The organism is Streptomyces sp. NPDC059861 (assembly GCF_042731435.1).
Taxonomy (GTDB): domain Bacteria; phylum Actinomycetota; class Actinomycetes; order Streptomycetales; family Streptomycetaceae; genus Streptomyces.
This window is the reverse complement of the sequence record NZ_JBHWJQ010000006.1, coordinates 19,013-37,094: the sequence shown is the minus strand read 5'-3', so window position 1 is coordinate 37,094 and position 18,082 is coordinate 19,013. Positions and strand designations below refer to the sequence as shown.

General features: G+C 70.1%; 18 protein-coding genes and 1 riboswitch. Of the genes, 6 read left to right on the top strand and 12 right to left on the bottom strand.

Annotated elements, in window-relative coordinates:
• Positions 1-7 precede the first annotated feature (7 nt).
• The 5 genes from ACFV6X_RS07085 to ACFV6X_RS07065 form a co-directional block, all read right to left on the bottom strand.
• Positions 8-1,804 (bottom strand): ABC transporter substrate-binding protein, encoded by a 1,797-nt coding sequence (locus ACFV6X_RS07085; protein ID WP_385378826.1) that lies wholly within the window; start codon positions 1,802-1,804, stop codon positions 8-10.
• A gap of 70 nt (positions 1,805-1,874) precedes the next feature.
• Positions 1,875-2,882, bottom strand: a complete 1,008-nt coding sequence (locus tag ACFV6X_RS07080) for an ABC transporter permease (RefSeq protein ID WP_385378823.1) — start codon at positions 2,880-2,882, stop codon at positions 1,875-1,877.
• A 315-nt stretch (positions 2,883-3,197) separates the two neighbouring features.
• Positions 3,198-3,983 carry an enhanced serine sensitivity protein SseB C-terminal domain-containing protein gene (locus tag ACFV6X_RS07075; protein WP_385378820.1) on the bottom strand — a complete coding sequence of 262 codons (786 nt, stop codon included), beginning with the start codon at positions 3,981-3,983 and terminating at the stop codon, positions 3,198-3,200.
• A gap of 88 nt (positions 3,984-4,071) precedes the next feature.
• Positions 4,072-4,851, bottom strand: coding sequence for an enhanced serine sensitivity protein SseB (locus tag ACFV6X_RS07070; protein ID WP_385378818.1), 780 nt, complete (start codon positions 4,849-4,851; stop codon positions 4,072-4,074).
• A gap of 72 nt (positions 4,852-4,923) precedes the next feature.
• On the bottom strand, positions 4,924-5,592 hold the full coding sequence (locus ACFV6X_RS07065) for an AAA family ATPase (RefSeq protein ID WP_385378815.1): 669 nt from the start codon (positions 5,590-5,592) through the stop codon (positions 4,924-4,926).
• A 221-nt stretch (positions 5,593-5,813) separates the two neighbouring features.
• Positions 5,814-5,913: riboswitch (glycine riboswitch) on the top strand.
• Positions 5,914-6,063: 150 nt separating this feature from the next.
• On the opposite strand from ACFV6X_RS07065, the gene gcvT reads away from it, so the two are divergent.
• The 5 genes from gcvT to ACFV6X_RS07040 all read left to right on the top strand — a co-directional run bounded on the left by gcvT (position 6,064) and on the right by ACFV6X_RS07040 (position 11,005).
• Positions 6,064-7,182 carry a glycine cleavage system aminomethyltransferase GcvT gene (gene gcvT, locus ACFV6X_RS07060; RefSeq protein ID WP_385378812.1) on the top strand — a complete coding sequence of 373 codons (1,119 nt, stop codon included), beginning with the start codon at positions 6,064-6,066 and terminating at the stop codon, positions 7,180-7,182.
• Positions 7,183-7,289: 107 nt separating this feature from the next.
• Positions 7,290-7,667 (top strand): glycine cleavage system protein GcvH, encoded by a 378-nt coding sequence (gene gcvH, locus ACFV6X_RS07055; RefSeq protein ID WP_365451515.1) that lies wholly within the window; start codon positions 7,290-7,292, stop codon positions 7,665-7,667.
• A 14-nt stretch (positions 7,668-7,681) separates the two neighbouring features.
• Positions 7,682-8,944, top strand: coding sequence for a serine hydroxymethyltransferase (gene glyA / locus ACFV6X_RS07050; protein ID WP_385378810.1), 1,263 nt, complete (start codon positions 7,682-7,684; stop codon positions 8,942-8,944).
• A 66-nt stretch (positions 8,945-9,010) separates the two neighbouring features.
• Positions 9,011-10,378, top strand: coding sequence for an L-serine ammonia-lyase (locus ACFV6X_RS07045; protein WP_385378807.1), 1,368 nt, complete (start codon positions 9,011-9,013; stop codon positions 10,376-10,378).
• Positions 10,379-10,447: 69 nt separating this feature from the next.
• Positions 10,448-11,005: a glycoside hydrolase family 25 protein gene (locus ACFV6X_RS07040; RefSeq protein ID WP_385378804.1), complete on the top strand. Its 558-nt coding sequence runs from the start codon at positions 10,448-10,450 to the stop codon at positions 11,003-11,005.
• A gap of 97 nt (positions 11,006-11,102) precedes the next feature.
• Here ACFV6X_RS07040 and ACFV6X_RS07035 read toward each other — a convergent pair whose 3' ends face one another.
• Entirely contained in the window at positions 11,103-11,315 is a 213-nt protein-coding gene (locus ACFV6X_RS07035; RefSeq protein ID WP_365451523.1) for an EF-hand domain-containing protein, read from the bottom strand.
• A 50-nt stretch (positions 11,316-11,365) separates the two neighbouring features.
• The gene (locus ACFV6X_RS07030) at positions 11,366-12,280 is read right to left on the bottom strand and encodes a MerR family transcriptional regulator (RefSeq protein ID WP_385378801.1); all 915 of its coding nucleotides are present in this window, start codon (positions 12,278-12,280) and stop codon (positions 11,366-11,368) included.
• 49 nt (positions 12,281-12,329) lie between these two features.
• Between ACFV6X_RS07030 and ACFV6X_RS07025 the strand changes: the two genes are divergently transcribed.
• Positions 12,330-12,998 (top strand): GNAT family N-acetyltransferase, encoded by a 669-nt coding sequence (locus tag ACFV6X_RS07025; RefSeq protein ID WP_385378798.1) that lies wholly within the window; start codon positions 12,330-12,332, stop codon positions 12,996-12,998.
• On the opposite strand, the gene ACFV6X_RS07020 is transcribed toward ACFV6X_RS07025, so the two are convergent.
• From ACFV6X_RS07020 to ACFV6X_RS07000, 5 genes are all read right to left on the bottom strand, one after another.
• Positions 12,952-13,575 (bottom strand): ADP-ribosyltransferase, encoded by a 624-nt coding sequence (locus ACFV6X_RS07020; protein ID WP_385378796.1) that lies wholly within the window; start codon positions 13,573-13,575, stop codon positions 12,952-12,954. The two genes, ACFV6X_RS07025 and ACFV6X_RS07020, sit on opposite strands and share 47 nt — an antisense overlap.
• Positions 13,576-13,657: 82 nt before the next feature.
• Positions 13,658-14,161 carry an ATP-binding protein gene (locus ACFV6X_RS07015; RefSeq protein WP_365451528.1) on the bottom strand — a complete coding sequence of 168 codons (504 nt, stop codon included), beginning with the start codon at positions 14,159-14,161 and terminating at the stop codon, positions 13,658-13,660.
• Between the two features lie 273 nt (positions 14,162-14,434).
• A complete protein-coding gene (locus tag ACFV6X_RS07010) occupies positions 14,435-15,202 on the bottom strand; it encodes an enoyl-CoA hydratase-related protein (protein ID WP_365451530.1) in 768 nt (255 codons plus the stop codon).
• Positions 15,203-15,334: 132 nt separating this feature from the next.
• Entirely contained in the window at positions 15,335-16,585 is a 1,251-nt protein-coding gene (locus tag ACFV6X_RS07005) for an Ig-like domain-containing protein (RefSeq protein WP_385378793.1), read from the bottom strand.
• A gap of 184 nt (positions 16,586-16,769) precedes the next feature.
• On the bottom strand, positions 16,770-17,996 hold the full coding sequence (locus ACFV6X_RS07000; protein WP_385378790.1) for an Ig-like domain-containing protein: 1,227 nt from the start codon (positions 17,994-17,996) through the stop codon (positions 16,770-16,772).
• Between the last annotated feature and the right edge of the window lie 86 nt (positions 17,997-18,082).

The following is an 18,082-nucleotide window of genomic DNA, read 5'->3' as shown; positions in this document are numbered from 1 at the left end:
GTGCCGGTTACTTCGAGGACTTCAGGCCGAGGTTGACGAAGTCGTACATGCCGCTGTAACCGTCCGACGTGTAGACGTTCGCCAGCCGGCTGGAGCGCCAGTTGATGAACTTCTCGAAGACGAAGGGCAGGTAGTAGCCGCCCTCCATGACCTTGTGGTTGATCTCCGCGGAGATCTTGGTCTTCTCGCCGTCCTCCAGCGTGTTGACGTAGTCGTCGAACAGGCCGTCGATCGTCTTGTCCTTGATCAGGGCGTAGTTGTTGTTGCCGCTCTCAAGGATGTAGCTGCTGTCCCACAGCGGCAGACCGAAGCCCTGGACGGTCGGGAAGTCCGGACCCCAGCCCATGATGATGATGCCGTAGCCCTTCTTCTCCACGTTGGAGGGGCTGCCGATGATGCCGCTGGTCTGTGAGCCGTCGTACTGGTCGATCTCGGCCTGGATGCCGACCTTCTTCAGGGACGCCTGGAGGGACTCCGCGGTGGCCACCTCGACCGGCTTGTTGTTGCGGACCGCGATGGTGGTCTTGAAGCCGGTGGGCTTGCCGCAGGCCTTCAGCTCTTCCTTGGCCTTGTCGACGTTGCCCTTCTTGTTGGCGCCGGCGAGCTCGTACGGGTCGTACTTCTGCCCCTCGGCACCCGGGACGGACGGCGGCAGCATGTTGGTGCCGATGTCGCCACCGGCGATCGGGCCGCCGCGCGCGGTCTGCAGGGAGACGTGGTCGGCGCCGTAGATCACGGCCTTGCGGCAGTGCTCGTTGTCGAACGGCTTCACGCTCTGGGGGAAGACCGCGTAGCGGATGTAACCCGAGACCGGGTTGTCCAGGTTGGCCTTGTGCTGCTTCAGGGCGGTGGTGCGGCCCTGCGGCGACATGCCGGTCTGGTTGATGTCCAGGTCGTAGTCGCCGTTGATCAGGCGCTGGTCCATGTCATTGGCGTTGGAGAAGAAGTTGATCGTGATCGCGTCCGGGTAGGCCTTGCGGACGGGGTCCGAGGCCTGCTTCCAGTTCTCGTTGCGGACCAGCTTCAGGGACTTGCCGGGCTCGTAGGACTCGAACTTGTACGGGCCGGAGGAGAACGGGTGCAGGCCGTACTTGGACTTGGTGTCCTTGTCCTGGCGGACCGGCGAGGCCGAGACCAGGGCCAGCATCTCCTCGAAGTCCGAGTTGGCCTTCGGCAGCTTGAAGACGATGGTCTTGTCGTCCGGCGTCTCGATCGCCTTCAGGCCGAGCTTGTCCGGGGACTTGTCCTTGTAGGGGCCCTGGTACTCGCCCTTCGGGTCCAGAACGTCCTTCAGGTAGACCGGGCCGCCGGCCAGGACGTCCTGTGCCCAGACGCGCTCGATGCCGTACTTGATGTCCTTGGAGGTGATCGGCTTGCCGTCCTCCCAGGTCACGTTGTCCCGGAGGGTGTAGGTGTAGGTCTTGCCGTCGTCGGACACCTTGGCAAGTCCGGTGGCGAGGTCCGGGGCGAGCTCGGCGCCGGCGGCCCCCGGCTCGGCCTTGTTCGTGACGAGCTGGCGGGCGTAGTAGCGGGAGAAGTTCCACATGAAGCCGTAGTAGCCGCGCGTGGTGTCCCACGAGTCGGCGTCCTGGGCGCCCGCGAACTTCAGCGTGCCACCCTTCTTGGCCTGGTCGGCCTGGGCGATCTTGTTGTTGGCGGCATCGAACCCGGCCGCGCCGTTCTTGGAACCGCCGTCGCCGTTGTCGCCGCCGCCGCCGCACGCCGCCGTGGTCAGCAGCGCGGCGACCACCGCGGCAGCGGCCATGGCCTGCTTGCGCCGCCCTGAGGTGCGTTGGGTAGTCACGATCTCGGATCCTCCGGATTAGATGAGAGACCACGTGCTTGACGGCACGGGTCGCTTGGGGTACGGCAGTTCAGCGGGAGCCCTTCGGGTCCAGCGCGTCACGCACGCCGTCACCGAAGAGGTTGAAGGCAAGAACGGTGATGAAGATCGCAACGCCGGGGACCACCATGTACATGGGATCCGAGTCGTAGTAGTCGATCGCGTTCGAGAGCATCTGCCCCCAGGAGGCCGTGGGCGGCTTGACGCCCACGCCCAGGAAGCTGAGTGCCGCTTCGGTGAGGATGTTGGTGGGGATCATCATCGTCGTGTAGACGATGATCGGCGCGACCAGGTTGGGCAGCAGTTCCTTGAAGAGGATGTAGAGCCGCCCGGCGCCCAGCGACCGGGCCGCCTCGACATACTCGCGCTCACGCAGCGAGAGTGTCTGACCGCGCACCACTCGTCCGATGTAGGGCCAGCCGAAGAAGCCGATGACCAGGATCATCACGAACAGGCGCACGCCCGTGCCGCTCAGTCCCAGCATCTCGTTCGGCATGACGGAGACCAGCGCGATGATGAACAGCAGTTGGGGGAAGGCCAGCAAACCATCCATCACCCGGCTGATGACGGAGTCGACCCAGCCCCCGAAGAAGCCGGCGAGGATGCCCAGCACGGTGCCGAGGACCACTGCGACCACGGCGGACAGGAATCCGACAAGCAGTGAGATCTGAGCGCCGTAGACGATTCGGGCGAAGATGTCACGGCCGCTGACCGGTTCAACGCCGAGCAGATGGTCACCGCTGATGCCGCCGAACGAGCCGATCGGAGTGCCGAACAGCGGGTCGATCAGGTCCTCGTGATGGGCTTCCGGGTCCTGCCCGACGAGGCCGGTGATCACTGGTGCGAGTACGGCGACCAGGATGAGGAGGAGCACCACGATGCCGCCCACCAGGGCGAGCTTGTCCCGCTTGAGACGCTCCCAGGCGATGCGCCCAAGGGACCGTCCCTGAACGGCCTTCGTGTCGCTGCTGACCAACTCCGCTTCCTCAGCCGCACTCGGGGCCGCCTCCACGGTCGGGTCGTGCAATGGTGCCGTCATCTAGCAGGGACCCCTCTCGACCGGCGGTAGCCGGGCCCGCCCTTGCCGCTGTAGCGGCATGTTCGATCCGTATCAATCCGTCGTGCACAGGGGTGAACACCCCTGGAGCGGGAGTCTTCAACGCTTTGCCGATCTGTCGCCAGACTTGACCACGAAAGGATGCGTAACCGTGATGCAAGCTGCAGGAATCCGGTATCCGGACGTGATGCTTCGGACACCGAACGTCATGCGAACCGGACCGGAACAGCCTCGTGTCCGTCCGGGTCACATGGTTGAGCGCGTCGCCCAGCTCGTGGGACGTCCGCGAATTCCCTTTCAGTGCGGCCGGGGATACCCGTACCCGCCGACGGACGGGGCCGGGGCCGCGTGGGCCTCACGGTCGTAGAAGGGCCGGGCGTTGGCACGCAGCCACAACGCGACCGGGTCGAACTCGTCGGACATCGCGACCGTCGACACCGGCAGGCCGTCCGGGACCGCGCCGATGGACTGCTGCATCATCGCGCGTACCGAGTCCACGGCGGGCGGGGAGGTGTCGTACACCTCGAGACCGATGGCGAGGTACGGCGCCCCGAGCGCGGGCTGGACCCAGGCGCGGCGCAGCGAGCGGACGACCGGGGTGCGGTGGGCGTTCTGCGACAGCAGGGCGTAGAACTGCGGGATCTGGATGCCGGGCTCGGACAGCCGCAGGGGTCCGGCGGGCTGGCGGTCGAGGCCGGTGGCGATGCGGCGCAGGTCCAGCCAGGGGATGCCGACGCCGCCGCCGGGGGCGTGCGGGTTCAGCCAGAGGCCGTATTGGTCGGGGTAGAGGGTGCGGGCCACGTCCAGGCCGTCGACCACCTCGTACGAGCGGTTCCAGCCGCTCGCCGAGAGCTCCTGGGCGGAGGTGACGCAGGGGGCGTATCCGTAGCCGTCGACCTCCATGTTCCCGTACTGGGCGTCGGGGCTGCCTGCCTGGCCGTGCCACAGCAGCATCCAGATCTGGCCGGAGCCGGGGGCCGCGAGGGCCCGCAGGAGTGCTTCGTAGGCGTCGTAGCGCCCCGGCGTCACCTGGCGCAGCATGTGCTCGACCTGGCCGGCCGCGGCGGTGCCGCTCGCGCTCACTTGTTACCGCCCCTTCGTGCAACGCCCTCGTTTTGCGCCCTAGCTTAAGCCCGCCCGCGCTCCTGGTCGGCTGCCCATCGGGGAGGTCCTACACGGCCCGTTGGTAGAACGGCCGGACCCTGTCCCGCAGCCACGAGACCACCGGGTCCTGGGCGACGTCCATCAGCACCAGGTTGACCGGCCGCCTGACCGGGACCCGGCCCAGGGCGCGGCCGAGGGCGTCCAGCGGGGCGGCGCGCAGGTCGCCCTCCCACTGGGAGAGTTCGACGCCCACGAACATCACGGGTTCCCCCGTCTCGATCGCCGCCAGGCAGCGGCGGGCCGTGGTGACGACGCCGACGGCCTCGAACTCCGCGGACGCCGCCGTGAGGAAGTCGACCGGGTCGTCCTGCCAGTCCGGCTCGAAGAGGCGGACCCGGCCGCCGCTCGCGAGACCGTCCAGGGGGGTGCGGCCGGCGCGTCCCAGTTCGGCGACCGCCGCGGGCGGCAGCGGGAGGCCGACCACGCCGCCGGGGTTCACCACGATGCCGGCCTGCGGGGGCAGGCCGCGGGCGAACTCGACGGCGGGGGCGACGGTGAAGGACATGTGGGAGCCGGCGACCTGGCGGAACTGCTCCTCGGAGCTGAAGACCGGGACGTAGGCCTGGCCGTCGATCTCCATGCCCGGCAGGTCGAGGGGGCCGCTGTCGGGGCCGCCGCCGTTGGGCAGCGGCACCCAGACGAAGCTGCGGGCGAGCACCTCGACGATGCGGCCACCGGCCGAGGGCACGCCGAGGGACGCCGAGAGCACCTCCTCCAGCTCGTTGCCGGGCCATCCGCCGTGCGGATGCGGGTGCGTCTGCGCCGGAAAGTCCCCCGGGAAGTCCATCTGCCTACCGCCTGCTCCGTACCAGTGCTACCGGCTGAGAAGGCTAACCCGCCCTCCCCACCGCCGGTGGCGTCAGCCCGTGAAGCCGATTCTGCGCAAGGTGTTCGCCGCCGCCCGGTCGAGGAGGATCGCGGCGCCGCAGCCGCGCGGCAGGTCGCCGCGCTCGGAGCGGCGCAGCAGGCGGGCGGCGGCGCGTCGGTGGCGCAGGAACGCGTACCGCGAGACGCCGCGGCCCCGCTCGCGCTGGCCGGCCAGGGCCTGCTCGGCGGTGACGTCGAGCAGCAGCATGTGAAGACTGCCGCCCCGGCGGCGGGCCTCGCGGGCCAGCCAGGCGCGCACCCAGGCCTGCGTGCCGCAGTCATGGACGACGACGCCCTCGCCGGTGCGCAGGGCGCGGCGCAGCCCGGCGTAGTGGGCGAGCCGGACGAGCGGGCGGTACACCGCGTACGGCAGCCAGCCCGGGGTGCGGGTGTCCCAGCGGTCGCGGGTGTCCTGGGAGTCGATGCGCCCGGCACGGACCGCGCGCCGCATGAGGGTGGACTTGCCGCTGCCGGGCAGACCGGTGATCACGACGAGGTCGCGGGGGCCGAAGAGCAGGGCGTGCGGGCTGCGGCCCGCCCGGTCGCGCAGGTCGCGGACCACGGGGAACGGCAGCGGACCGCACGCCTCCCGGGCCGAGGCGGTCGGCTGCTTGGGCAGTGCGAGGCCCGCGGTGGTCGCGTAGGCCGTGGTCCTGTTCACCGTGATCGTCCTCCCCTGGGGCGGTTCACGAGTTCCCGTCCCCGTCGAGTGTAAAGAGAAGGTAATACGGGGCGTCTCGCGTTTCCGTCCGCTTCCAGCAACAAGCCTGCTACAACACACTGTGCCCGCTCGTGGACACTGTGTGTCCCCACCTGAAGGTCCCCCTGCCGCGCGCGAACGATGCGTGCAATGATGTGCCCGCCAACTGCATACCGGCCGCTTGAATCCGCGCGGGAGAGTTCCCAGGCACGTTGTGACTGGGGCGCCGAAGGAGCAAGTCCCTCCCTTGAATCTCTCAGGCCCCGTTACCGCGCGGGCGAGGCACATCTGAAAAGCGGGCCGCTGCCGCAGTGGCTCCACCCAAGGTGCAAGCCATGGTTCCCCCTTCACGGGCGGTCATGGCGAACCTCTCAGGTTCCGATGACAGATGGGGAGGAACGACCTCGCCGTCATGCCTTGGGAGACCGACCGATGAGCAGTACCGCACTCCGTCGTACCGCGCTCGATGCGCTGCATCGCTCGCTGGGCGCGACCATGACCGACTTCGCCGGCTGGGACATGCCGCTGCGCTACGGCTCCGAGCGCGACGAGCACCTCGCGGTGCGCACGAAGGCCGGACTGTTCGACCTCTCGCACATGGGTGAGATCACGGTCACCGGACCGCAGGCGGCCCAGCTCCTGAACCACGCGCTCGTCGGCAACATCGCCTCCGTAGGCGTCGGCCGTGCCCGCTACACCATGATCTGCCAGGCCGACGGCGGCATCCTGGACGACCTGATCGTCTACCGGCTCGCCGAGACCGAGTACATGGTCGTGGCCAACGCGAGCAACGCGCAGATCGTGCTGGACGCCCTGACCGAGCGCGCGGCAGGCTTCGACGCCGCCGTCCGCGACGACCGGGACGCCTACGCCCTGCTCGCCGTCCAGGGCCCCCAGTCCCCCGGCATCCTGAGGCGGCTGACCGACGCCGACCTCGACGGGCTGAAGTACTACGCCGGGCTGCCCGGCACCGTCGCGGGCGTCCCGGCACTGATCGCGCGCACCGGGTACACCGGTGAGGACGGCTTCGAGCTGTTCGTGAAGCCGGAGCACGCCGTCGCGCTGTGGGAGGCGCTGACCGAGGCGGGCGCGGGCGTCGGCCTGATCCCGTGCGGACTGTCCTGCCGGGACACGCTGCGCCTGGAGGCCGGCATGCCGCTGTACGGGCACGAGCTGACCACCTCCCTCACCCCCTTCGACGCCGGGCTCGGCCGGGTGGTGAAGTTCGAGAAGGAGGGCGACTTCGTCGGGCGCGAGGCGCTCACCGAGGCCGCGGCCCGCGCGGAGGCCAGTCCGCCGCGCGTCCTCGTCGGACTGATCGCCGAGGGCCGCCGGGTGCCGCGCGCCGGGTACGCCGTCGTCGCCGGCGGCGAGGTGATCGGCGAGGTCACCTCCGGCGCCCCCTCCCCCACGCTCGGCAAGCCGATCGCGATGGCGTACGTCGACGCCGCCCACGCGGCCGCCGGCACGCCGGGAGTCGGCGTGGACATCCGGGGCACCCACGAGCCGTACGAGGTCGTGGCGCTGCCCTTCTACAAGCGCCAGAAGTAGACACTGAACCCGGGTCCGCCGGCCCGGCGCACCTTTTGCCTGCTCACACGCAGTCCCAGCGGTCCCCCCTTCAACAGCACTCCCCCGCGTACAGGAGAATTCAGGCCATGAGCAACCCCCAGCAGCTGCGCTACAGCAAGGAGCACGAGTGGCTGTCGGGCGCCGAGGACGGCGTCTCGACGGTCGGCATCACCGAGTTCGCGGCGAACGCGCTCGGCGACGTCGTCTACGCCCAGCTCCCCGAGGTCGGCTCCCAGGTGACCGCGGGCGAGACCTGCGGCGAGCTGGAGTCGACCAAGTCGGTCAGCGACCTGTACTCCCCCGTCAGCGGTGAGATCACCGAGATCAACGAGGACGTGGTGAACGACCCGTCGCTGGTGAACTCCGCGCCCTTCGAGGGCGGCTGGCTGTTCAAGGTGCGGATCGCGGAGGAGCCCGCCGACCTGCTCTCCGCCGACGAGTACGCCGCCCACACCGCCGGCTGAGGAGTCGTAGCCACATGTCCGTCCTGAACACCCCCCTGCACGAGTACGACCCGGCCGTCGCCGCCGCCGTCGACGCCGAGCTGCACCGCCAGCAGTCCACCCTCGAAATGATCGCCTCGGAGAACTTCGCCCCGGTCGCGGTCATGGAGGCCCAGGGCTCGGTCCTGACCAACAAGTACGCCGAGGGCTACCCGGGCCGGCGCTACTACGGCGGCTGTGAGCACGTCGACGTGATCGAGCAGATCGCGATCGACCGCGTCAAGGAGCTGTACGGCGCCGAGCACGCCAACGTGCAGCCGCACTCGGGCGCCCAGGCCAACGCCGCCGCGATGTTCGCGCTGCTCAAGCCCGGCGACACGATCATGGGTCTGAACCTCGCGCACGGTGGGCACCTGACCCACGGCATGAAGATCAACTTCTCCGGCAAGCTCTACGACGTGGTCGCCTACCACGTCGGCGAGGACGGCCTGGTCGACATGGACGAGGTCGAGCGCCTCGCCAAGGAGAACCAGCCGAAGCTGATCGTCGCCGGCTGGTCGGCGTACCCCCGGCAGCTGGACTTCGCGGCCTTCCGGCGGATCGCCGACGAGGTCGGCGCGTACCTCATGGTCGACATGGCCCACTTCGCCGGTCTCGTCGCGGCCGGGCTGCACCCGAACCCGGTGCCGCACGCCCATGTCGTGACCACCACCACCCACAAGACGCTGGGCGGCCCGCGCGGCGGTGTGATCCTCTCCACGGCCGACCTGGCCAAGAAGATCAACTCCGCCGTCTTCCCCGGTCAGCAGGGTGGCCCGCTGGAGCATGTGATCGCCGCCAAGGCGGTCGCCTTCAAGGTCGCCGCCTCCGAGGACTTCAAGGAGCGCCAGCGGCGTACGCTGGAGGGCGCGCGCATCCTCGCCGAGCGGCTGGTGAAGGAGGACGCCAAGGCGGTCGGCGTGGACGTGCTGTCCGGCGGCACGGACGTCCACCTGGTCCTGGTCGACCTGCGCGACTCCGAACTGGACGGCCAGCAGGCCGAGGACCGGCTCCACGAGGTCGGCATCACGGTCAACCGCAACGCCGTCCCGAACGACCCGCGCCCGCCGATGGTGACGTCCGGGCTGCGGATCGGTACGCCCGCGCTTGCCACCCGCGGCTTCACGACCGACGACTTCGCCGAGGTCGCGGACGTGATCGCCGAGGCCCTGAAGCCGTCGTACGACGCCGAGTCGCTCAAGGCGCGGGTCAAGGCCCTCGCCGACAAGCACCCGCTGTACCCCGGCCTGACGAAGTAGTTCCACCCCGTGGGCTCCACACCGGCGTGGAGCCCACCGCACCACCCCCTGCCCCAAGGAGTCACCGTGGCCATCTCGGTCTTCGACCTGTTCTCGATCGGCATCGGCCCGTCCAGCTCCCACACGGTCGGCCCCATGCGCGCGGCCCGCATCTTCGCCAGCCGGCTGCGCGGCGAGGAACTGCTGGACTCCGTGGCCTCGCTGCGCGTCGAGCTGTACGGCTCCCTGGGCGCGACCGGCCACGGGCACGGCACGCCCAAGGCGGTGCTGCTCGGCCTGGAGGGCGACTCGCCGCGCTCCGTGGACGTCGAGACGGCCGACGAGCGGGTGGAGGCGATCAAGAGCGCCGGCCGGCTGAAGCTCCTCGGCGAGCGCGAGGTCGCCTTCGACTTCGACGCGGACCTGAAACTGCACCGCCGGAAAGCCCTGCCCTACCACGCCAACGGCATGACCCTGTGGGCGTACGACGCCTCCGGGGCGGAGCTGCTGTCCAAGACGTACTACTCGGTGGGCGGCGGATTCGTCGTCGACGAGGACGCGGTCGGCGCGGACCGCATCAAGCTGGACGACACGGTCCTGAAGTACCCCTTCCGCACGGGCGACGAACTGCTGCGCCTGACGAAGGAGACGGGCCTGTCGATCTCGGCCCTGATGCTGGAGAACGAGCGCGCCTGGCGCACCGAGGAGGAGATCCGCGCCGGACTGCTCGACATCTGGCGGGTCATGCAGGCGTGCGTGGGGCGCGGCATGACCCGGGAGGGCATCCTGCCCGGCGGGCTGAAGGTGCGCCGCCGCGCCGCCAACACCGCGCGCAAGCTGCGCTCCGAGGGCGACTCGAAGGCCCTCGCCATGGAGTGGATCACGCTGTACGCGATGGCGGTGAACGAGGAGAACGCGGCCGGCGGGCGGGTCGTCACGGCGCCGACCAACGGGGCCGCGGGCATCATCCCCGCGGTGCTCCACTACTACATCAACTTCGTGCCGGGCGCAGACGAGGAAGGCGTGGTCCGCTTCCTGCTGGCCGCGGGCGCGATCGGCATGCTGTTCAAGGAGAACGCCTCCATCTCCGGCGCCGAGGTCGGCTGCCAGGGCGAGGTCGGCTCCGCCTGCTCGATGGCCGCGGGCGCCCTCGCCGAGGTGCTCGGCGGCAGTCCCGAACAGGTGGAGAACGCCGCCGAGATCGGCATGGAGCACAACCTCGGCCTCACCTGCGATCCCGTCGGCGGCCTGGTCCAGATCCCCTGCATCGAGCGCAACGGCATGGCCGCGGTGAAGGCGGTCACGGCGGCCCGGATGGCGATGCGCGGCGACGGCAGCCACAAGGTCTCCCTCGACAAGGTCATCAAGACCATGAAGGACACCGGCGCCGACATGAGCGTCAAGTACAAGGAGACGGCGCGGGGCGGGCTGGCGGTGAACATCATCGAGTGCTGAGGGCGTTCGTCGGCGCCGGCACGGGGAATTATCAACTCCCGTCCCCCACAGCCACATCCGGGAGTCCCCATGTTGCGTGGCATCGACGTCAGCTCCTACCAGTCCAGCGCCTACGACACCGACGGCCTCTCTTTCGTCTTCATCAAGGCGACGGAGGGCCGTTCCTACGTCAACCCCAGACTGGCCGCCCAGACGAAACGCGGCCGGGACGCCGGCCTGGTCGTCGGCTTCTACCACTTCCTGTGGCCGGGCAACCTCACCGCTCAGGCCGAGTACTTCGTCGGCAAGGCCCCGGAACGGGCCGGCGACATCCTCGCCGTCGACTGGGAGACCACGGGCGAGGGGACGCATGCGAGCAACGCGGAGAAGGACAGGTTCATCCGCACGGTGAAGGAGCTGCGGCCGAACAACCGGGTCGTGCTGTATGCGAACCGCCACTTCTGGCTGAATGTCGACACCACCTCCTACGCGGGCGACGGCCTGTGGATCGCCGACTACGTCACCGCGGGCAAGCCACGCATCAAGGCGAAGTGGCGATTCCACCAGTACACGGACGACCCGGTCGACACGAACGTGGCCGACTTCGCGAGCAAGGCGGCGTTGCGCAAGTGGGCCGACGACGCTTGAACCCGTGCCAGATCCGGAACGTGCGGGTCCGGCGCCGGGCATGACGAAGGGGTGCCCGCGGCCCCTCAGGGACGCGGGCACCCCCGTACATCAGGCGTCACTTGTTCAGGTGCGCCCAGAACTCGTCGAACGACAGGAGCTTGTCGCCGTCGAGGTCGCGGCTGGCGATGATGGCATCGGCCACCGCCTCGGTGACGTTCCAGTCGCCCCCCTGCGCCAGAGCGGTCTTGAACTCCTTGGAGGTGATCCGGCCGTCACCGTCCGTGTCGATCCGCTCGAACTGCTTGCGCGCTTCCTCGATGTCCGCCACCGATCCGCCCCTCTGTCTCGTGCTGTTCCGTCGTACTGACGCAGGTCAGATTATCCGCCCACCCGAGCCTCCAGTGCGGCGACCACCCATGCGAACTCCTCACGGTGCGCGGCGGCCGGTGCACCGCCCTTCACCACGGCGAGCAACTCGCGGTAACGGGCGACCCGGTCCCCGGTGGTGGAGCGCAGCCGTTCCAGTACGTCGGCGGGGTCGGCGTCGCCGAGCAGGTCGCGCAGGACCTGTGCCGCCTCGGACGACTCCGGGGCGATGCCGCGCCGCCGGGCCTCGGCGCCCAGCTGCACCAGCCGCCGGGCGAACCACAGCGACGCACCCGCGGGCACGTCGGGCCCCCGGTCGGCCGCGTTGAACTCGGCCACCTTCCGCATCCGGGCCCGGAACCCCGGGTCCTGGAGCATCTCGGCGAGCTCCACCCAGGCGTCCACCTGCTCGGGCGTCGGCTCTTCCGGCAGGTCCACCGCCATGGTGCGCATCCGCTCCCGGATCACCGGGTCCGCCGTGTCCAGCCCGTGGAACATCTCGTCCACGAACTCCTCCAGAATCCGGCCCCGTTCGGCGGCCGACAGCCGCGCCAGCTTGTTCATGAGCGTCATCTCCTCTGCGGTCGAGCCTCGTCGCGCCACGGTCGACAGCACCGCGCGGGTCACCTTCAGCGCCCTGATCCGCGCGTCCAGCGCCACCACATGAGCCGCGGCCACCTCGGCGACCGTCGTCTCACCGGCCAGCACCCGGCGTACGTCGTCCAGGCCGAGTCCCAGCTCGCGCAGGGTGCGGATCAGTTCCAGACGGGCCGCGGACTCGGCGTCGTACAGCCGGTAGCCGCCCGCGGAGCGGGCCACCGGGCGCAGGACGTCCTCGTCGGACCAGTAGCGGATGGTGCGGACGGTCAGTCCGGTGACCCGGGCCAGCTCGCCGATGGTGAACGGACCGGTGCTGTCGTCGATCATGTCTGCGAGTCTGGGCCTTCCAGTGGGTGGAGACTCAAGGAGCACCGCGATGGAGACCTTGCGGGACATTCTGGACGCCGCCGCGCGGGGCGTCTTCCCGCCGGCGGACGGCCGTACGACGGTCGTGCCCCAGCCCTCGCCCAGGGACGCGGGCGTGATCGCCTTCACCGGCCACTCCGTCGTCTTCACCGACGAGGACCCCGGCTGGGTGCACGCCACCCTGGACGCCCTGGACTGCGACGCCCTCGCGGCGACGATGAACGCCCGCTTCCTGGCCGCCTTCATGGAGCGGACGGGACGCACCACGGACACGGTCGACGTGATGACGGTGGGCGCGCCGCTGGCGGGCGAGCCGTCCCTCGCGCTGAGCGAGATCCGCGATCCAGGGCATCCGAGGGTCGCCCGTTCCCGCAGGCGCCGTGACGACGTGCGGGTGTGGGCCACCGAGGGCGGTGTGCTGGTACTGGGGCGCGGCATCGCGGGGCGGCTGGAGGCCGCGGTGGAGGTGGCGGAGGCGGTACGGCACCGGGGGCTGGGGCGGGCCCTGGCGGTGGCGGCACGGCACCTGGGCGGGGGCGAGCCGGTGTGGGCGCAGATCTCCCCGGGGAACGCCCGCAGTCTGCGGGCGTTCCAGGCGGCCGGCTACCGGCCGGTGGGGTCGGAGGCGCTGCTCAGTGCCAGGCCTCGTAGTGCGGGTTGCTCTCGCAGTCGCTCATGATCTCGACCTTGGTGGTCTTGTCCACCGGGCAGACGCCGATGACGTACTTCCGGTCGACACCGCCGGGGAAGGCCACCTCGACCTGGTCGGCCCACTTGTGGGTGTCACCGATGGTCCGGTTGACGTCGATGCCGCCGGGGGCGTCGATGTAGTAGTTGTAACCGGACTTCCACCACTTCTTGTACAGGTCGTGGTCGTACGTCGTGGACACGAACGGCGAGGGCTGGTTGACCAGGACGTAGCTCTCCAGGTCGTACTGGCCGTCGACCGTGTCCCTGGGGTGGAAGCCCTCCTCGAAGACGACCTGGGGGGCGCGGCTGTCGGCGCGGTACAGGGTGCCGCAGGTGGTACGCCAGGCAGGTGCGGGGGTGATCCGGGCGACGTCGACACGGCGGTCGGCCGCGGCCTTGACCTTGTCGTCGTACTGGACGGGACAGGCGGCCGGGGCAGGGGCGGCGGCCCGGGCGGCGGCGGCCGGGACGGAGGTCTCGGGGACGGCGGCGGCCGAGGTCGTGAAGACGGCCGCGAGGGTCAGGACGGCGGCAGCGGCCCGCCGCCGCAGGCGAGTTGTGATCATGAGTGCACAATTCCCGCCTCGCGGCGCAAGGTTGCGGATCGTCACCCGTACGGCGGCGTGTTGGGTGAGGTGCTTCTACCGTTCAGCGGTCCGCGACCCGCATCTCGAACCAGGTGGTCTTGCCACGGGGTAAGAGGTCCACGCCCCAGCGGTCCGCGAGCTTGTCGACGAGGTACAGGCCCCGGCCGCTGACGTCCAGCTCCTGGACCGGCATCAGGCAGGGCAGCCCCCGGGAGGGGTCACGGACCTCGATGCGGATCCAGCCCCGGCGGCGGCGCATCCGGAGGCCGAAGACGCGGGCGCCGGTGTGCCGGACGGCGTTGCCGACGAGCTCCGAGACCAGCAGGACGGCGTCCTCGGTCATCTTGGCGGACAGGCCCCACTGACGGAGGACGACGACCTGGGCGAGCCTGCGCGCCGTGGCCGCGGACTCGGGGCGGGACGGCAGCTGGACCTCCGCCTCCGTGGGATTGCCGAACAACTCCAGTGCCTTGAGCGCTCGTTCGTCCTCGACCGCCGGCGACCAGCGCGCCGCGGTCGTACGGCCGCGTCCCTGCGGCTGTTCGATGCCCTCCAGCCCCGCCATGCCCCCATCATGGCCGCCCGGCTTGCCCCGCGGGGCCGTTCCTGTCGAATACGCCCCCCTCGGGGCATCGTTCCCGGCGCTCCGTCCGGCATATGCCGCGGGCAGTTCGGAGGCCTCAACAGCCCCTCCGACCTGCGGAGAAGGGTCGACTGATGGCAATGGACGGACTCCCTCGACAAGGCAGGCTTAAGGCTGCCTTAAGGCTTCCATAAACCGCCCCATCGAGGGACCCGGATCAGACACCGCGTCAATTGCAAGCTTGACGCGGAGACTTCAGAGGAATTTGGCCTTGCCCGGCCCCTCCTCGACGAAGCTGCGCATCCCGCGCTCGCGGTCCTCCGTGGCGAACAGCCCCGCGAACCAGTTCCGTTCGACGGTGAGGCCCGTGTCGATGTCCGTCTCCAGGCCCGTGTCGATCGACTCCTTCGCCGCGCGCAGCGCCAGCGCCGGGCCCTGTGCCAGCTTCGCCGCCCATGTGTGCGCCGTGTCGTACACCTCGGCGGCGGGGACCACCCGGTCGACCAGGCCGAGGGTCAGCGCCTCGTCCGCCTTGACCATGCGGCCGGTGAAGATCAGGTCCTTGGCCTTGGACGGGCCGACCAGGCGGGCCAGCCGCTGGGTGCCGCCCGCGCCCGGGATAAGGCCGAGGAGGATCTCCGGCTGGCCCAGCTTGGCGTCGTCCGCGGCGATGCGGTAGTCCGCGCAGAGGGCGAGCTCGCAGCCGCCGCCGAGCGCGTACCCAGTGACGGCGGCGACGACCGGCTTGGGGATGCGGGCCACGGCCGTGAAGGCGTCCTGCAGGCCGCGGGCGCGCAGGACCATGGCCGTGTGGTCCATGTTCTGCATCTCCTTGATGTCCGCGCCGGCCGCGAACACCTTCTCGCCGCCGTACAGGACGACCGCGCGCACGTCGTCGCGGCGCGTGGCCTCCTCGGCGAGTTCCCTGAGCCGGTCCTGCGTGGCGATGTCCAGCGCGTTCATGGGCGGGCGGTCGAGGCGGAGGGTGCCGACGCCCTCGGCGACTTCGAGATTCACGGTCATGGCAGCAGGTTAACGGGGACTAACGGCAGCCGGGCCGGTGCGGTCGGTCACACTCCGCCGGTGCCCGGGGGTTGCCCCGACGACGTCGGGCCCGGCGCGATCCGTCGCACCGGGCCCGTCCGTGTCAGGAGGTCAGGCCTTCCACTTCTCCCACGACATGTTCCAGCCGTTGAGCCCGTTGTCCGGGTCCACGATCCGGTCGTTGGAGTTCTTCACGACGACCACGTCGCCGACCATCGAGTTGTCGAAGAACCACGCGGCCGGTGCGCCCTTGTCCCAGCCGCCGCGCGCGTCCCGCAGGCCGATGCAGCCGTGGCTGGCGTTGTAGTTGCCGAAGGCGCCGCCGGCCCAGTAGTTGCCGTGCAGGAAGGTGCCGGAGGTGGTCAGCCGCATGGCGTGCGGGACGTCCTTGATGTCGTACTCGCCGCCGTAGCCGACCGTCTCGCCGTTCATCCGGGTCACCACGTGCTTCTCGCTGATGACCATCTGGCCGTTCCAGGTCTCCATGCCGGCCTTGCCGGTGGTGACCGGAATGGTCTTGACGACCTTGCCCTCCCGCATGACCTTCATCGTGAGCTTCTTGGCGTCGACGACGGAGACCTGGTCGCGGCCGATGGTGAAGGAGACGCTCTTGGCCTGCTCGCCGTAGACACCGGGGCGGCCCTCGACACCGTCGAGGTTGAGCTTGACGGTGACCTTGGTGCCGGCCTTCCAGTACTCCTCGGGCCGGAAGTCGAGCCGGTCGTTGCCGAACCAGTGGCCCTCGACGTCGACGGCCGGTTCGGTCTTGATCTCGATGGCCTTCTCGACCTGCTCGGGGTTGGTGATGCCCCGGGTGAAGTTGAGGGAGAAGGGCATTCCGACGCCGACCGTGGAGCCGTCCTCGGGGGTGAAGTGCCCGACGAACGTGTTCTGCGGCGTCAGGGTGGTGAAGCTGGAGGACTCGGCGGCCTCGCGGCCCGCGGAGTCCTCGGCGACCGCGTGCACCTGGTACTTGGTGGCGGCGGCCAGATGGATGGACGGCGTCCAGCTGGCGCCGTCCTCGGCTATCTCACCGGCTATCTCGGTGCCCTTGGCGTCCTTGACGACGACCTCGGTCAGCTTGCCCTCGGCCGCGGTGACCTTCAGCGCCCCGCTGGTGTCGACGGACTTCGCGCCGTCCTTGGGGGCTATGGTCACGGCCGCCTCGGACTGCTTGCTCTCCGCGGTGGCCGAGCCCTTGCCCTTGCCGTCCCCGGCCCCCGCGCCGGAGCCCTCGGAGTCCGAGCCGCCACCGCACGCCGTGACGGTCAGCAGCAGTATCCCGGCGGCCAGTGCCAGGCCCTTGCGTCCGCGCCCCCCGCGCGCGTCAACCGACGCCCCCGATATCGGTCGCACTTTCAACTTGTCTCCCCTCAACGGGCCCCGGACCGGGCCCTCATCGGGCCCCGTCGGGCCCGCTCCCCTGCGCGTCCCGCGCGTTCGGCGCATATTAACCACATGGTCGGCGCGGTCGAGGCCGCGCGATTGTCACCGTTCAGTCCCAACCTCGACCGGCCGCCACGGGCCACCCCGCCCCCCGGCAGGCTCACTTCAGAGCACTGCCCGCTTTCCACTCGTTCCACCCCATGTTCCAGCCTCCGAGCCCGTTGTCCGGAGCGACCTGTTTGTCATCGCTGTTGACGACCTCGACGACGTCACCGACCAGACTCCGGTCGAAGAACCAGCCCGCCGGGGTGTCCGAGCTGCCGCCCTTCTCGTCCCGCAGGCCGACGCACCCGTGGCTGACGTTCGCCTCGCCGAAGGTGGCGGCCGACGCCCAGTAGTTGCCGTGCAGGAAGGTGCCGGTCTCGGTGAGGCGCATGGCGTGCGGGACGTCCTTGATGTCGTACTCGCCGCCGAAGCCGACCGTGCTGCCGTTCATCCGGGTCACCTCGTACATCTCGGTGACCACCATCTTTCCGTTGTACGTCGGGTGCTTGGGCGCCCCCGCGGTGACCGGCACCGTGCCGAGCAGCTCGCCGTCCCGGCGCACCTGCATGGTGTGCTGCTCCGCGTCGACCAGCGAGACCTGACTGCGGCCGACGGTGAAGGTGACCGTCCGGTACTGCAGCCCGTAGACCCCGGGCGCGCCCTCGACGTCCCTCAGCCGCAGGTCGACGGTGACCTCGGTGCCGGGTTCCCAGTACGCCTCGGGGCGGAAGTCGAGGCGGTCGCGGCCGAACCAGTGCGGGCGGATCTCGACGGGGGGCTCCGAGGAGACGCGCACGGCCCGTTCGACGGCGGCCCGGTCGGTGATCTCCCGGTTGAAGCCCAGGCTGACGATCATGCCGGTGCCGACCACCGAGCGGTGCTCCGGGGTGACGTACGCGATGAAGCGCTCGTCGGGGACGTAGGTGGTGAAGGTGGTGTGCCGGGCGGAACGGTGGCCGTCGCCGTCCACGGCCACCGCGTCGACCGCGTATCTGGCGGCCAGCGCGAGCCTGCCGTCGTCGGGTCGCCAGCGCCGGCCGTCCGCGGAGATCCGGCCGGGGACCGGCTGCTCCTGGGCGTCCTGGGTCCTGACGACCCGCACCGACTCCAGGCGCCCGCTGGACACCTGTACGGACAGCGTCCGGCCGGGGCGGACGCCCTTGTCGCCGTCGCCCGGCGAGACCGCGATGACGTCCTCGGGGGCCCGGGGTTTGCCGAGCGAGCCGAGCCCGCTTCCACCGTCCGCGGTGCAGCCGACGGCCCCGGCCAGCAGCCCTGCCCATGTCAGTAGGGCGGCCAGAGCGGCCCCCGCGCGCCGCGCGCGCCCATGTACGTGCCTCACAGACGTGTTCAACGACCGGGCCCGCCCTGGGGAAACGTGAGTGCGACCCAAGCTCTGGGCAGAACAGTGGGGAGGACGACGGGCCG

What these genes read in the sequence shown, in the direction of transcription:
- ACFV6X_RS07080 (WP_385378823.1), bottom strand. Translation starts at nt 2,882, where the DNA reads ATGACGGCACCATTGCACGACCCGACCGTGGAGGCGGCCCCGAGTGCG.
- ACFV6X_RS07070 (WP_385378818.1), bottom strand. Translation starts at nt 4,851, where the DNA reads ATGGACTTCCCGGGGGACTTTCCGGCGCAGACGCACCCGCATCCGCAC.
- gcvT (WP_385378812.1), top strand. Translation starts at nt 6,064, where the DNA reads ATGAGCAGTACCGCACTCCGTCGTACCGCGCTCGATGCGCTGCATCGC.
- gcvH (WP_365451515.1), top strand. Translation starts at nt 7,290, where the DNA reads ATGAGCAACCCCCAGCAGCTGCGCTACAGCAAGGAGCACGAGTGGCTG.
- glyA (WP_385378810.1), top strand. Translation starts at nt 7,682, where the DNA reads ATGTCCGTCCTGAACACCCCCCTGCACGAGTACGACCCGGCCGTCGCC.
- ACFV6X_RS07040 (WP_385378804.1), top strand. Translation starts at nt 10,448, where the DNA reads ATGTTGCGTGGCATCGACGTCAGCTCCTACCAGTCCAGCGCCTACGAC.
- ACFV6X_RS07030 (WP_385378801.1), bottom strand. Translation starts at nt 12,280, where the DNA reads ATGATCGACGACAGCACCGGTCCGTTCACCATCGGCGAGCTGGCCCGG.
- ACFV6X_RS07025 (WP_385378798.1), top strand. Translation starts at nt 12,330, where the DNA reads ATGGAGACCTTGCGGGACATTCTGGACGCCGCCGCGCGGGGCGTCTTC.
- ACFV6X_RS07020 (WP_385378796.1), bottom strand. Translation starts at nt 13,575, where the DNA reads ATGATCACAACTCGCCTGCGGCGGCGGGCCGCTGCCGCCGTCCTGACC.
- ACFV6X_RS07015 (WP_365451528.1), bottom strand. Translation starts at nt 14,161, where the DNA reads ATGGCGGGGCTGGAGGGCATCGAACAGCCGCAGGGACGCGGCCGTACG.
- ACFV6X_RS07010 (WP_365451530.1), bottom strand. Translation starts at nt 15,202, where the DNA reads ATGACCGTGAATCTCGAAGTCGCCGAGGGCGTCGGCACCCTCCGCCTC.